This is a genomic window from Dyadobacter sp. CECT 9275, from assembly GCF_907164905.1.
Lineage (GTDB): Bacteria > Bacteroidota > Bacteroidia > Cytophagales > Spirosomataceae > Dyadobacter > Dyadobacter helix.
The window spans coordinates 1,456,871-1,471,291 of the sequence record NZ_CAJRAF010000001.1; the positions used below are offsets into that span (position 1 = coordinate 1,456,871).

Sequence of the window (14,421 nt, forward strand, 5' to 3'; positions counted from 1 at the left end):
TGGGATTTAGGATAGAGTAAAAAATCACGATCTGAACCATTTAACATCGGCATAAAAGGTACCAAAGGGGATAAGCGAAGCTACGAAGGCCAGCAGGGACTTTTTGATAGACCATTGCCTTTCTATCGCAACCTGTATGAGCAGCAGAACGTACAAAATAAACAGGACACCATGCGCCATGCCTATCATTCGGACAGGCTGCGGCATTCCGGCAAGATATTTGAGGGGCATGGCTATACCTAAAAGGATGAGGTAGGACATACCCTCAAGAAAAGCGATGATTCGGAGCCTGCCCAGGGCTGACTTTACTAGATCGGTGATCATGAATGTATTTTGAAAATATACTGATATTGGGACAAAGATACGAGCCGTTATCGTTAACGCCTTGGATTTTGAAGCTGATTTTAGAAAAATGTCAGCCCGGAAACGTCTTATTTTGAATATATGAAAGATAGTATTGGTTTAATTCAGGATAGGGATATGCATCTTGAATGGATTTTAGAAAATGTATTGTAATTCTTTGGCTCGTATTGAGTTTAATGAAATTTTATTTTGATTTTTAGTACCACATTACACGTCGGGTATCCCGATTATTTATTATTTGCAAACCTTAATCACTGCATCAATGACAAAATTGATTTACTCCTTACTATTTATTTTAACCATTGGGGCCGCTCATGCGCAAACCTTCAAGGTGAGCGGTAAAGTTACAGACGAAAGCGGACAGCCCCTGATAGGCGCGGCGGTGCTGGAAAAGGGGACCAACAATGGCACTGTTACTGATGCAGATGGCCGGTATCAGTTAACGGTGGGTTATGTAAATGCCATTTTAACGGTTTCTTATGTCGGATACAATAATGTGGAAAGAGGAATTAACGGCCAGGGAACACAGAATTTTTCTCTTGAGGATGCCACTGTACTCAGCCAGGTAACCGTTGTTGGTTCCCGAAACATGAACAGGTCTGCTACCGACACGCCAGTTCCGGTGGATGTAATTGATATCAGGGAAATTACCACCAAACAGGGGCAGTTGGATGTGAACCAGCTGCTGCAGTTTGCAGCGCCTTCGTTTAATTCCAACAGGCAGTCGGGTTCGGATGGGTCCGACCACGTGGATCCTGCATCTCTGCGAGGCCTCGGGCCGGACCAGACCTTGGTGCTGATCAACGGGAAACGCAGGCACCAGTCGGCTCTGGTGAATCTTTTTGGTACCAGAGGGCGGGGAAATACAGGAACGGACCTCAATGCAATACCTGCAGCTGCTATCCAGCGCATTGAGATACTGAGGGACGGAGCAGCCGCGCAATACGGATCGGATGCCATTGCGGGAGTGATCAACATCGTTTTGAAAGAATCCGTAAATGAACTGACCGCCAATGTGAATGCGGGTATATTTCAGGCCAAATACCGGTTTGATAATAAAACTTTTGACGGGCTTAACTACAACGCCAATATTAACTATGGCGTAGCGATCGCCAAAAAGGGTTTTATTAACGTGACTGCCGATTATAATTTCAGGGATTATACCAACAGGGCTAATACTGTTCCTGAGGCAGATCTGGCCAGAAGGCATTTCGGAGACCCTCGCATTAAAAATGCCGCATTGTATTACAACGCCAAAATACCCCTGGGGAAAAATATTCAGGTGTACAGCTTCGGAGGACTGAATAACCGCAAGGGTGACGCCTATGCCTGGACGAGGTTTGCGGACGATGACCGGAACATTCCGTCCGTATATCCGGATGGTTTTGATCCCATCATTTCAAGCAAGATAGACGACCGGGCTGTTACCGGGGGTATCCGCGGAGTTTGGGGAAAATGGGATATAGATCTGAGCCATACCTATGGTTTTAATAAGTTTCATTTTCTGGTATCCAATTCGCTGAACCGTTCTTTGGGTGAGCTGTCGCAGCGGTCTTTTGATGCGGGTGGTTTTCAGCTGGCGCAAAATGTCACAAACCTGAATTTTACCAGGTACTATAAAGGATTTCTCAATGGACTGAATGTAGCGTTTGGAGGAGAGTACCGGACGGAAAAATACAAGATTTTTGCCGGGGAACGTCCGTCCTATTATAATTACGATCCTGACTACCCAGGAGGCTCGCAAGGTTTTCCTGGTTTCAGTCCAACTGATGTGATCAGCAAGAACCGCTCCAATGTTGGGGCCTACCTGGACCTGGAAGCTGACCTTACCAAAAAGTTACTGGTGGATATCGCGGGCCGTTATGAGAATTACAGTGATTTCGGTAATACAGTCAACGGTAAAGTTGCCCTGCGATATAAAATTCTGGATGAATTGTCGCTGAGGGCCGCAGTGAGTACCGGTTTTCGTGCTCCCTCTCTCGCCCAGAAATATTTTAACTCCACTTTCACCAACTTTGTAAACGGTGAAGCGGTGGAAGTACTGCTGGCGAATAATGAAAGCAAGGTTACGCAAGCCCTTGGTATCCCTAAGCTTCGGCAGGAGACGTCCCAGAACGCAAGTGCCGGATTTACCTATTCACCTTCGGGCCGTCTCTCCGTAACTGTGGATGGCTATTACGTCAAGGTGAAAGACCGCGTGGTACTGACGGGGCAATTCAGTAACGACGATGAGGAGATAGGACAGTTACTGACCGATTTGCGCGTAGGGCAGGCCCAGTTTTTTACCAATGCGCTTTCTTACACTACTACCAAAGGCCTGGATGTGATTGTTGCACACAATACACCCCTGGGTCCCGGAAGGCTGAGTACGACACTGGCTGCCAATTTCAACTGGATGGAGCTTGGGCCGATCAACACCACACCTTTGCTGGCCGGAAAGGAAGGAACCTATTTCAGTGAGCGGGAAAGGTACTTTGTAATGGCTTCTGCGCCACCTTCCAAAATCAACCTCACCTTTGATTATTCTCTCAAGAAGCTAAGTTTTATGCTGCGGTTTGTCCGGTTTGGAGAAATAAAACTCATTAACTGGAACTATGGAGGAACCGATGAAGCTACCAATGCGCCATATACGGCTGCGCAATACACGGACGTCTATAAACCCAAAGTGCAGACGGACCTGACTATTAATTACAAAATCAGTAAAAATTTATCAGTTTCTGTCGGAGGAAGCAACATTTTGAATGTTTATCCCGACATGTCATCACCTGCTCTTACCGAAGGCGGGGGAAGCTGGGATTCCGTACAAATGGGAAATAACGGTGCATTCTTCTTTACAAGGATTGGTTTAAAATTCTAGTGCCTGGATTACTTCATATCTTTTGCAAAATGTCACTGTGAGACTGTAAGTATACGAAGTAATCCATCACGGATCCAAGCCGAATTTTGATGTATCAGGTTATTATTTTTTAATTTTTTTAAGAAAGATAGATTTAATATATTCTTAAACGATAAACCTTTCACGATTAATTAAAAATTATATTTAAAAGAATTTATATTTGGTACCAATTCGAACATTTCAAACCCTTTATTATTCCTAATCTTAGACAACATGAAAAAACGTTTCCTCTGGTTACCGGAAATTTCCGGTAAATTACTCTTCCTATTTTTACTGGGGAGTTGCCTGATGGCTCAGGCTCAAACGATTAAAGTATCCGGAAAGGTTACTTCTGCAGTCGACAACAGCGTTCTGGTGGGGATCACCGTTTTGGTAAAAGGTACCAACAATGGTACCACAACCAATGGTGAGGGAGAGTATACCATTAATGCTCCTGCAAATGCCACACTTGCATTCTCTTTTGTAGGATTTGAGAAGCAGGAAATCTCTGTAGATAACCGGAGTGTTATTAACGTAGTATTAAAAGAAGACAATCAGCAGCTTGGTGAAGTGGTTGTAACTGCCCTCGGTATCAAAAGGGAGAAAAGACAGCTGGGTTATTCTGTAACCGAAGTTGCCGGTGCCAAACTGGCCGCTACCAATGAAGTGAGCCCGATCAGTGCTTTGCAGGGACGGGTTGCAGGGGTACAGATTGACCAGGGAGCTGGTGGTTTGATGGGTAATACCAAAATCATCATCCGTGGTAACTCCACCTTGGGTACCAATAACCAGCCCATTTTCGTAGTGGATGGTATTATTCTGGATAATGATGTTTATGATCCAAGTGCCAATGGCTCTGGCAGCAGGGACTTCGGGAACGCCCTTAAGAACCTGAACATGGAAGATTTTGAAAGTGTATCCGTATTGAAAGGTTCTGCCGCTGCGGCACTCTATGGTACCCGCGCCATCAACGGTGTTGTACTTATTACCACCAAAAAAGGAACGCAGCGCAAAGGTTTAGGTGTGAACGTGTCACAAACGTTCACCGCTCAGAAACCATACCGCGGACCAGATTTCCAAAATCAATACGGTGGCGGTACTGTGGGTGCATTTTTTACGGATACCCGGGATCCGAACTATAAACCAGACGAAAGCTGGACCACCAAGGTTTTCCCGACCAATAGTAACGGACAACCTTATATCGACCGTCAGATTGGACGTGAGCTGGAAAACTGGGGGCCGAGATTTGCCGGTCAGCAGGTACTTGACTATGATGGCAAAATGACCACCTACCAGGCGTATCCCAATAACTACCTCGATGCATTCCAGACAGGAAAGGGGAGTATCACCAGCGTGGCTATTGATGGAGGTTCGGAAAGATCTACCTTCCGTTTTTCCTATAATCGTAATAAGGCAACAGGGATCAATTTAAAGAATGAGCTCGAAAAGAATGCTTTTAACCTTCGCGCCACGCAAAACCTGAACAAATTTCTGGTGGCAGACGTGACAGCCGATTACACCACAACCGAAGGAAGCAACCCGCCCAACCTTTCTTTGAATAACTACATCTGGACTTTTCCGCGTAACTATGATACCAACTACTGGAAACAGCGTGCCAACTATGTGGGGTATAACGGAGGACTGCGCAACCCGGGTGACGTAAACGAACCTAACAAAGTGCCTGGTGCAGACTATTGGTTCAATATTTTCGAAAACGATTATCTCCAGAAGGAGCAGATGCTGAGAGGCCGGCTGGCGCTGACGGCCACCGTTACCGACTGGTTAAAATTACAGGTGGAGGGTAACATCAATAACCTGTATACCAAAAACGAAGCCAAAGAATTGGGAACCGGAGTGAATTTTACCGGTGGTAAATATGGCCTCGGACATACCACCAAAGAAACGAACTTCTTGAAATGGATGGCCATTTTTAACAAGCAGATCACCAAGGATATTGATTTCAGCGGTTACATTGGAGGAGAGCAACAGAAGTACAATACATCCTATAACTATTCGGAAACTGCCGGAGGGTTGACTTACCCTGGTAATTTCTTCCTTGCCAACTCGGTCAATTCACAGGTATCAAAAGGAGGTGTGAAAACCCGCCGGACCTATCGTTCACTTTATGCGAGTGCCGACCTGGGCTGGAGAGATCAGGTGTTTTTACAGGCAACCATTCGGAATGACTGGTCGTCCGCTCTGACCTATAAAAACGGGTCAGGTAATAATTCATACGCCTATCCTTCCGTGGCCCTGTCCTGGGTGTTTTCTCAGACCTACCATGCTTCCTTGCCTCAATGGCTGACCTATGGTAAGCTGCGTGGAAACCTGGCTGCTCTGGGTGGTGATGTCGATCCTTTTATATTAAACCCAGGTTTTTCTTTTAGTGGTTATACCAATGCGGGAGGTTTGGGAGACCAGCCTATGTCAACTTATAGCGCTAATTCTACCCTGCAGCCTAATCTGAAGCCATTACGTAAGATATCCAAGGAAATTGGTCTTGAATTGAAAACATTCAATAACCGCCTGGGAATTGACGTTTCGGTTTACCGTGATAACTCCCGCAACCAGCCGCTGCCGATCTCAACGGACATTACTTCAGGTGTGAACAGCATCCTGATCAACGCTGGTAATATTCAGAATACCGGTATTGAAATCGCTCTTGATGCGACACCCGTTCAGGTGGGTGACTTTAAGTGGAACACCATGGTTACTTTCTCACGCAACCGTAATAAAATCGTTGAACTTTATGGTGACCGTGAATATTACGCCCTTGAGAGCGAAGGCAACGGATCCAACGATTTGATTCCTTACGCCAAAGTGGGTGGAGCATACGGTGTGATCCGCACCAAAATAGCCGCCAAAAGATTTAATGCTGTAGACGCTGGCGGAAGTACAGTTAATGACCCCAGAAACGGGATGGCAGTGTTGTCGTGGAGAGGTGATGCACGCGCGGCATTTCCGGCACGCAGCAATGAGTGGAAGGATGTAGGTGATATAAATGCTAAGTTCCGCGGAGGCTGGGACAATACCTTTACTTACAAGAGATTGTCATTGAATGTGCTTTTGGATGCCAAAATCGGCGGCGATATGATCATTACCTCCCTGCGTTACGGAACACACACAGGTATCTTCACCAACAGTCTCAAAGGGCGTGATGCTGCAAACGGAGGTATTACATGGACCAGCAAATTCGATGGCAAAACGTATGATGATGGTATTCTTCCGGAAGGTGTTTTCGATGTAGGACAGACAATCACGCAGGCAGATGGGAGCTCGGTTAATGTGGGTGGCATGACTTTCAAAGAGGCATACGAAAAAGGATATGTAGAGCCTACGCACTTACCCCAGTACATGTATCGTTACGGTTCCTTCTCAACGGCGGTGGGTGACTACTGGATTTCAAAGAATTCGTGGATTTCACTGCGTCAGGTATCGTTAAGTTATCAGGTTCCTCAGTCCATCTGTAACAAGATAAAACTGAACAACCTTTCCGTTAACCTGATTGGCCGTGACCTATTGTATCTGTACAATACATTACCATTGAATTTCAACCCTGCTTCTAACTATTCTAACAGTACTGCGATCCAGAAGGAAGTGGGTTTTATACCACCGATGACCCGTTCGCTTGGTGTTACCCTGCGTGCTGGTTTTTAATGAGTTAGTTCTGAAGTAATAGTGTACTTAATGACATTCGAAATAATGAAACATAACATAAAGAAATGGATTGCAGGGACCACGCTTTTGGCGGGTTTACTGATAAATTCTTCCTGCGAAAATAACTTCGGAGATATCAATTCCGATCCGAGCATTGTAACCAATCCGGACCCTAAATATCTTTTCACTTATTCACTTAACAGCCTCGAATCTTATCAGGGAGCTGAGTGGATATGGGAAAATCTGGAACAGCTGCTGCGTTTTTCCCAGCACCTTACTACGGATCCCTATGAATTGTCTACCAACATCAATTCCAGGTATTCGGCCTATTATTCCAATATCCTTCCCAACCTGGTGCAGATCAGAAAACTGATTGATGCCAAAGCGGATAAGGACCGTTACCAGAAAATGAGAGCAGCTACTTACGTTGTGGCCATTTTACAAGGCTTACGGGTAACAGATATGGACGGTTCGATACCGTATCTGACTGCGATTGAAGGACGTGATGCCGGGAATTATACCCCTGAGTATGATTCTCAAAAAGTACTCTATGATACATGGCTTACTGAGCTGACGGATGCGGTGACTACTCTTACTGCTTCGTCCACAGATCAGGAAAGTTATGGTAACGCTGATATTTTTTATCACAGCGACTGGACGAAATGGGCCAAACTTGCCAATACACTTAAGTTGCGCATAGCCGTTCGTTATGAAAATCAGGACAAAGCCAAAACCCAGCAGATTTTTAAGGACGTAATGGGAAGTTCAGTTGGTCCTATTGTTGACGACGCAGATCAGTTTGTTTACCTTGATCCGGATCACAATCCGATCGGTGGAGACGTGGATTACCGTAGTATCCGTTATGCGACCAAGTCCATCATCACTTTCCTGAAATCTACTAATGATCCGAGGCTGCCAATTTATTTCAGTCCGAATGATTTAACGCCTGAGGCGCTCACAAATCTGGCCACCACCGGACAGGCCCTGCCTGCCTTTATCAATGCGGCTGACCCATTGATCCGCTATCAGGGTGGCCCTGCCGACTGGACTACGGATCCTACGACTGCTGCATTTTATAAAAACCCGCTGAACGCCGGTACCAACAAGTATGTTGTGATGTCTACCATCAACAAAAACTTCTTTGCGCCACGTCGTAATGGAGCCACGGGTACCTTTGTGGACAACATGGTAACAAGCGCTGAAACCTGCTTTTACATTGCGGAATTTATTCAGAAAGGGTATGGTGCTGGTGTGAATACCAATGGTACTGCCGAAGACTGGTATAAAAAGGGAGTTACTTCTTCTCTGAAAAACATGAATGCAATCGCCGTTTCGGCGCAATCAACCACAGGCTTGGTTGCCGCCACAGCGGATGCCCAGATTGCGGCTTACCTGGCTCAGGATAAAGTGAAGTTTAATGGGGTGAATAACCTGGAGCGTATTTATGTTCAGCAATATCTGAATTTCATGCGCCTGCCGACCGAGGCCTTCACCTTTGTACGTCGCACGGGATATCCAAAGAATAGCTCTACTTATTATCCACGTGATGCATTCAAAGAAAGTATTCCCCGCCGTTACTGGATTGATGAGCCCGCTTTGGGAACCAACAATGCGAACTGGTTGAAAGCTCAGCAGGAGCAAGGTTTTACTCCCGGAGACAGAAGCGTTCAGGCGTTAAGCACACAGCGGCTGTGGTTTGACAAAACCAGCCCTGATTTTGGTGCCGGTATCTGATCTGAATGATTAAAGCGTATAAAAAATGGTGGCCTGGCGGGATTTCCGCCGGGCCACCGTTTTTTATAGTTCAGAGTGGGCGGTTTTCAGTAGGCAGTTTTTAGTTAACAGTAGGTAGTTCATGGTAGGCAGTATGCCGAGTTGGCAAAGGCTGTTGACTTTTAGTTTTAAGTAAACAGTTCACAGTGGGCAGTTGCCGATTGGGTAACACTGTGAACTTTAAACTAAAAACTGTTAACTCCGATAGGCAGTATGCCGAGTGTGTAACGCCCTTAATTCTTCACTCTTAACCAGGACTTTTCAAAAGTAGTCAGTTAGCCCAGGGGGTAGCGCTGTGAACTTTTAGCTGAAAACTTTTAACTCAGTCGAGCAAGATATGCGGACAGCTTTCAGTTTGAAGCAGCGAATAGTAAGTATCTGCAAAATAAATAGAGCCGTTGCAGGATTCATCCCGTCACGGCTCTCTTTATTGTTCTAAAAAATAGATCAGCGATTAGACCAGACCTTCGGTCTATACCACCTGTACCTTTCTTTTTCCGTTTTGTTTTCCAGCATTGGCGTTTTCTTTGTCTCGCATTTTGATGAAGTCACGGAACCTCCGGACGGTGGCCATGATGAGGCCTATCACCACAATGAAAGTACCAAGCCATAACACGTTGATCAGCGGTTTTTCCACTGCTTTCATGACAATGAAATCACGCTGAGAAGTATTTACGGCAAAACTGAACTGCCCGGTTTGTGGATTGATCTCCTGGAACTGAACCCGCAAACCAAGATCATTGCTTACTTCCGGTTTACGTGCAACCATCCTGTCGCGGATTACAAAAGAAGGGGTAATTACATATTCCTTATCCTTGTCAAGTACCCGTATAATCGCTTTCACCGCAGCATCACCCTCACCCAGCGAAACTCCTTCCACCTGCTCGGTACGAACAACGTTGTCCAGAATAGCCACATAGTCATTCACGAAAAATGTGTCCCTGAGGTTGACTGTGAAATTTTCGGTCTGGCTCCACACTGGTTCGGCTGTTGGGTTTGTAACCATATTGACATTGGTATACAAATCCTTGTTCAGATTCCTGCGGATATCAGGTGAAGAAACAATTCCACCCATTCGCGGGTTGATCTGCACCCTTGGGAAAAGCGTAAAAATTTTACCGGATGGCTCCCGGTATTCAATTTCGTAGTAAAAATTTTCTGGTGAAATTTCCAGTGTATCTCCTTTGGCGTAATATTTTTTCTCATCCACCACGATATCCCGCAAAGCCACCGCACGGAAGTCACCTTCGATGAGATCCACCCAGCTTTTTGAAATATAACCGGGAATATGTCTCGGTTCAACGCGGATATCACGCCAGGTGAGCATGTAGTCTCCCATCTGCTCCGGCTTATTGAGCCAGAGCGTGATGTTTTCCTTATTCTCCTTGTTGTCGTTCTGGGTAAATTCTTCACTTCTGGATATCATCAGTCCTGAGTTGTTGATGGAAACAACTTTGGTGTAAGCGGATGAAAACAATATCCCGATCAGCATCAGCGCCACACCGATGTGCGTGATGGCTCCGCCCGAAAGTGCATAACTTCCGCGGAGGATATCGACCAGAATACTGCCGTTGGCTACCACTGCAAAGATGGAAGCCGTTAGCAATACAATGTATTTGATGTCTTTTACTCCTTGCAGCGTAATCACAGCGGCACTAAGGACCAGCGCCAGCAGGAGCGGGTTATACAGCGCCTGCAATTTATTCTTGCCAACCCTTTTCCACCAGAAATACTGCCCCACACCCGTAACGATAATAATGAGGGAGAAGAACCACAGCTGGAACTTGTTATAGTGGCCGATCTGGTCTACAGGCAGCGCAAGATTTAAAACAAGCCCGAAAGCTTCTGCAATTTTGTTATAAACCGGTATGGATGTCGTAGCCAGAATCTGGAAACCAGACAGACAAAGCAAGGTAGCACCAATAAAAATCCAGAATTCCTGAGAATAGGTTGATACCTCTTCCTCGTCACTGGGAAGATCTTTCCAGCGGAAAATCAGCAGGCCAACGGCTACAATCGTAAACGTCAGCAGATATATCAAAAGTTGTCCGGATAACCCCAGATCTGTAAAAGAGTGGACCGAAGCATTTCCCAGGATACCGCTCCGGGTCATGAAGGTGGAGTAAAGTACCAGTACAAAAGTTGCTATTGTCAGAATGAAAGACGTTTTTAGCGCAGTTGCATTCCTGCGGCCAATGATCATGGTATGCACTGCTGCTACCAGGATCAGCCAGGGAACAAAGGAAGTGTTTTCAACGGGATCCCAATTCCAGTATCCTCCGAAGTTGAGGGTTTCGTATGCCCAGTAGGCACCCATCAGAATACCAACACCCAGAATCAGGGCCGAGAAAAGTGCCCAGGGCAAAGCCGGACGTATCCATTCCTGTATTTTTTTGGTCCACAAACCGGCAATCGCAAACGAAAACGGAATGAGCGTAGTGGCGAATCCGAGGAAAAGAGTAGGAGGGTGAATGACCATCCAGTAGTTCTGAAGCAAAGGATTCAAACCATTTCCGTCTTTCATGATAAAGTTGGGGTCCGCCTTCCAGATGGGCAGATCCGGCATCACTTCTTTCAGTAAAAGAAAAGGTGTAGAGCCGATTTTCAGATCAAGCCCCGGGATTACCACCCCCAGTATCATGGAGGTAAGGAAAGCCTGTACCAAGGAAAAAATGGTCATAACAGGTGCTTCCCAGGAACGGTTGGTGTAGATGAGTACAGCGCCCAGTATGACGTTCCAGAATATCCATAACAAAAAGCTTCCTTCCTGATCCTGCCAGAAACTGGATATGGTATACCCGGTCGGCAAGGAAAGGGAGGAGTTTTTCCAGGCATAATGGTATTCGAAATAATGATTCCCGATGATCCAGTAAAGCGAGAAAACAACGCCAAGGACCGCCGCCAGGTGGATGTAGAAAGTGATTCTTGCAAATCTCTTCCAGGCCGGCAGTTCACTGGCCGGAGTGTTTGCCATTCCGGCTTTAAAATAAGAATAGGTAGCTACGAGTGCAGATACAAACGCAATAATTACCAGCAGGTGGCCTGCACTTCCGATAGTACTATGAATCATGATTTTTTGGCAGTATGTTCAGTGGTTTCCAGTTTTCCCTCGTTGTATTTAGAAGGACATTTCATCAGGATCTTTTCGGCAGTAAAAGCGCCGTCCTGCATTTTCCCAATCACAACCACCTGTTCCGATTTATCGAAATCCTGTGGTTTGGTACTTTTATATACTACTTTCTGAGCCACATTGTTGTTGTCGATCAGCGTGAAAGTGAAATAGTTAGGGTCAATTTCCGGACGATACTCCATTTCCTGGATTTGGCCGGAGGCATCTTTTTTCAATTTGCCTACCACATGAATACTTTCGTTGTCACCGTCCGCGGCCATTTGTTTGGCCTTGCTGAAGTCTACATAGGTACTGGCATCACCAGCCGTAGAAACAATGATGCCGATGGCAACAGCAATAATAATAAGCCCGAATATTTGGATCTTTTTCATGTTGATTACTTGATGTTTAATTCTTTTTCAACCTTGGTGATTTTGGAGTCCAGCCGGAGCATGTTGATCACAATGCCCAGGAATACTACGGTTACCACGGCCACCACCACCCATATTTTCCCGTCGGCCCTGAGTTTATCAGCCATTTCCACCTGGTCTCCAGCTGTTTGAGCCAGCAAATTTGTTACTGTTGTTAATAAGAACAGGCAGAGCAATGATATTTTTTTCAGAGTATTCATATTTATCTTTATTCTTAACGAAATTTTATATTGAAATGTTAATGCTCGACAAAAATTAGCGTGCATGATCAGTCACTTTGTCCTGCTGAACCCTGTTAATGATTTTTAACCTTACGCGCAGTTCCGCCAGCCAGAGCCCCATCAGTATCCACCCGATGATAGCAGGATAAAAAACCTTTCGCAGGTTTGAATCCAGATCAAACGACCCGAAGGTACTGTTTCCTCCGCTTCCCGGATGCAGGGAGTCGGTAAGGCGGGGCAAAATATAGATCAGCGGAATAAATACAGCGAACGCAAAAATGTTGTAAACAGAGGAAATCCTGGCTTTTCGCTGCTCGTCTTCAAATGAACCTCTCAGCAGCAGGTAAGCAAGGTACATCAGTATCCCCACAGCGGCACCGTTTAGTTTGGGGTCGTTAGGCCATGGGTCGCCCCAGGTGAAATTGGCCCAAACGGAGCCGGTCATACAGCCCAGTATACCATAAAAGATACCCGACTTAGCCAGTTCGCTGGCTATATCGTCATTTTTGATATTTCCGTCGCGCAGGTACCTTATCGAAAAAATCATGGATGCCAGCAGCAACGTTGTCATGGACAGCCATAGTGCTACGTGAAAGTAAGTATTCCGTACCGTTTCATTTACAATGGGCAGATGAGGAACCGGGCCCATAAAACCCATGATCATTACATAGAGTAACAATATGATACACAGTATTTTCCACCACTTTTTTCTCATTTCATTTAGTTTTAATCGTTATTCTAATTTTTTTACCGCCTACCGCCTACTCCAAACTAGCTCCGCCACAGATATGGAAAAAGCAGATAACTCAGCGTGACTACAATCGCATCAATAGCCAGTAAAGTCCTGATCTCGTCCATGCTCGAGTCCCAGTCCAGCCCGTCGATTGCATTTTTGGCAAGCCGGATCGTCATCAATAGCATGGGAAGAATAATCGGAAAACTCAAAACGGTCATCAGGGTGGCACTGTTTTCGGCTTTTGAAGCAATCCCCGCAACGAGCGTCAGCACCGAAGCAAAACCGATTGCTGCCAGCATGATGCTTAAAAGATATAAACCAGGATCACCTACCGGATTACCCATTACAAATGCGTAAAAGCCAAATCCTATCATGGATAAAACGATCATGATCAGGCAATTATATATTATTTTGGATAAAATGATTGCCTGTGGACTGCACAAATTGTAATAGTATAAAAGCCTGCCGTAACGTTCCTGCGAAAAACTCTTGGCAATGGCGTTTACGGCTGTAAACAGAAGGATGATCCAGAACAGGGTATTCCAAACGATGGGTGTCAGCTGGTTCCTTTTCAGGTTGAAACTCAGGTAGCAGATGAAAACAGTACTTACCACATACAGGAGCATTCCGCTGATTGCGTATTTCTGGCGCCATTCAAGGGTAACCTCCTTCCATATGAGGGTTTTGATCTCGTTCAATTTTTAAGTGGCTGTTGATATCCGGTCAACGGTTACCAATTGTAATTGTCCATGGTTTGCAGAGAGCAGTACGGCCGGATCATGGCGTCTATCTATAATATGTGTAATTCCTTGCAGATTTTTCACATAGCTATGTCCTGCTTTTCCGCCACAAAAGTACTACATAAAGCCTCAGGGTAATAATAAAATGGTCATGATTTTGTATGATTTAGGGAATGGCTATGTAAATGGTTAGGTTAAATATTTGATTTACGGGCCGCGAGTGCTTACTTTGTAATTAACTATATTCAATCTAAATAATGTTGTATGTCTGTCCGGACGGTTTCTAACCTGAAAAAGGGAGAAAAGGGAATAATCAAATCATTTAACGATAAGGTAATGTCTCTGAAATTACTGGAAATGGGTTGCATACCGGGCTGTGAAGTGAGGCTGGATGCAGTGGCTCCGTTGGGGGATCCGGTATGTATCAATATCGGAGGAAATTACTGCCTGTCGTTAAGAAAAAACGAGGCGGCCGCCATTGAGATTGAATAACTTTTAACTTCTTTAACAGTACTC

10 protein-coding genes are annotated in these 14,421 nt (G+C 45.4%); 4 read left to right on the top strand and 6 right to left on the bottom strand.

Going from position 1 to position 14,421, the window contains the following annotated elements; all coding sequences use genetic code 11:
* Positions 1–24: 24 nt before the first annotated feature.
* A complete protein-coding gene (locus KOE27_RS06000) occupies positions 25–324 on the bottom strand; it encodes a DUF3817 domain-containing protein (RefSeq protein ID WP_215237910.1) in 300 nt (99 codons plus the stop codon).
* A 301-nt stretch (positions 325–625) separates the two neighbouring features.
* Between KOE27_RS06000 and KOE27_RS06005 the strand changes: the two genes are divergently transcribed.
* From KOE27_RS06005 to KOE27_RS06015, 3 genes are all read left to right on the top strand, one after another.
* Entirely contained in the window at positions 626–3,220 is a 2,595-nt protein-coding gene (locus KOE27_RS06005) for a TonB-dependent receptor (protein WP_215237911.1), read from the top strand.
* A 252-nt stretch (positions 3,221–3,472) separates the two neighbouring features.
* Complete coding sequence (locus tag KOE27_RS06010) at positions 3,473–6,895, top strand: SusC/RagA family TonB-linked outer membrane protein (RefSeq protein WP_215237912.1); 3,423 nt, start codon at positions 3,473–3,475, stop codon at positions 6,893–6,895.
* Between the two features lie 45 nt (positions 6,896–6,940).
* Positions 6,941–8,629 (top strand): SusD/RagB family nutrient-binding outer membrane lipoprotein, encoded by a 1,689-nt coding sequence (locus KOE27_RS06015; protein ID WP_215237913.1) that lies wholly within the window; start codon positions 6,941–6,943, stop codon positions 8,627–8,629.
* 511 nt (positions 8,630–9,140) lie between these two features.
* On the opposite strand, the gene ccsA (KOE27_RS06020) is transcribed toward KOE27_RS06015, so the two are convergent.
* From ccsA (KOE27_RS06020) to KOE27_RS06040, 5 genes are read right to left on the bottom strand one after another with little or no spacing between them, the layout of a single operon-like run.
* Positions 9,141–11,738, bottom strand: coding sequence for a cytochrome c biogenesis protein CcsA (gene ccsA / locus KOE27_RS06020; RefSeq protein WP_215237914.1), 2,598 nt, complete (start codon positions 11,736–11,738; stop codon positions 9,141–9,143).
* Complete coding sequence (locus tag KOE27_RS06025) at positions 11,735–12,169, bottom strand: cytochrome c maturation protein CcmE domain-containing protein (protein ID WP_215237915.1); 435 nt, start codon at positions 12,167–12,169, stop codon at positions 11,735–11,737. The genes ccsA (KOE27_RS06020) and KOE27_RS06025 overlap by 4 nt, the downstream gene beginning before the upstream one ends.
* A 5-nt stretch (positions 12,170–12,174) precedes the next feature.
* The gene (locus tag KOE27_RS06030; RefSeq protein WP_215237916.1) at positions 12,175–12,408 is read right to left on the bottom strand and encodes a CcmD family protein; all 234 of its coding nucleotides are present in this window, start codon (positions 12,406–12,408) and stop codon (positions 12,175–12,177) included.
* Positions 12,409–12,463: 55 nt separating this feature from the next.
* Positions 12,464–13,144: a cytochrome c biogenesis protein CcsA gene (gene ccsA / locus KOE27_RS06035; RefSeq protein ID WP_215237917.1), complete on the bottom strand. Its 681-nt coding sequence runs from the start codon at positions 13,142–13,144 to the stop codon at positions 12,464–12,466.
* 56 nt (positions 13,145–13,200) lie between these two features.
* Positions 13,201–13,863 (bottom strand): heme exporter protein CcmB, encoded by a 663-nt coding sequence (locus KOE27_RS06040; protein ID WP_215237918.1) that lies wholly within the window; start codon positions 13,861–13,863, stop codon positions 13,201–13,203.
* A gap of 306 nt (positions 13,864–14,169) precedes the next feature.
* Here KOE27_RS06040 and KOE27_RS06045 point away from each other — a divergent pair, with 306 nt between their 5' ends.
* A complete protein-coding gene (locus KOE27_RS06045; RefSeq protein ID WP_215237919.1) occupies positions 14,170–14,397 on the top strand; it encodes a FeoA family protein in 228 nt (75 codons plus the stop codon).
* Positions 14,398–14,421 lie beyond the last annotated feature (24 nt).

Bases quoted from the DNA above. Each gene is read 5' to 3' on its own strand.
- KOE27_RS06030 (WP_215237916.1), bottom strand. From the start codon at position 12,408: ATGAATACTCTGAAAAAAATATCATTGCTCTGCCTGTTCTTATTAACA.
- KOE27_RS06010 (WP_215237912.1), top strand. From the start codon at position 3,473: ATGAAAAAACGTTTCCTCTGGTTACCGGAAATTTCCGGTAAATTACTC.
- KOE27_RS06000 (WP_215237910.1), bottom strand. From the start codon at position 324: ATGATCACCGATCTAGTAAAGTCAGCCCTGGGCAGGCTCCGAATCATC.
- KOE27_RS06015 (WP_215237913.1), top strand. From the start codon at position 6,941: ATGAAACATAACATAAAGAAATGGATTGCAGGGACCACGCTTTTGGCG.
- ccsA (WP_215237917.1), bottom strand. From the start codon at position 13,144: ATGAGAAAAAAGTGGTGGAAAATACTGTGTATCATATTGTTACTCTAT.
- KOE27_RS06025 (WP_215237915.1), bottom strand. From the start codon at position 12,169: ATGAAAAAGATCCAAATATTCGGGCTTATTATTATTGCTGTTGCCATC.
- KOE27_RS06005 (WP_215237911.1), top strand. From the start codon at position 626: ATGACAAAATTGATTTACTCCTTACTATTTATTTTAACCATTGGGGCC.
- KOE27_RS06045 (WP_215237919.1), top strand. From the start codon at position 14,170: ATGTCTGTCCGGACGGTTTCTAACCTGAAAAAGGGAGAAAAGGGAATA.
- ccsA (WP_215237914.1), bottom strand. From the start codon at position 11,738: ATGATTCATAGTACTATCGGAAGTGCAGGCCACCTGCTGGTAATTATT.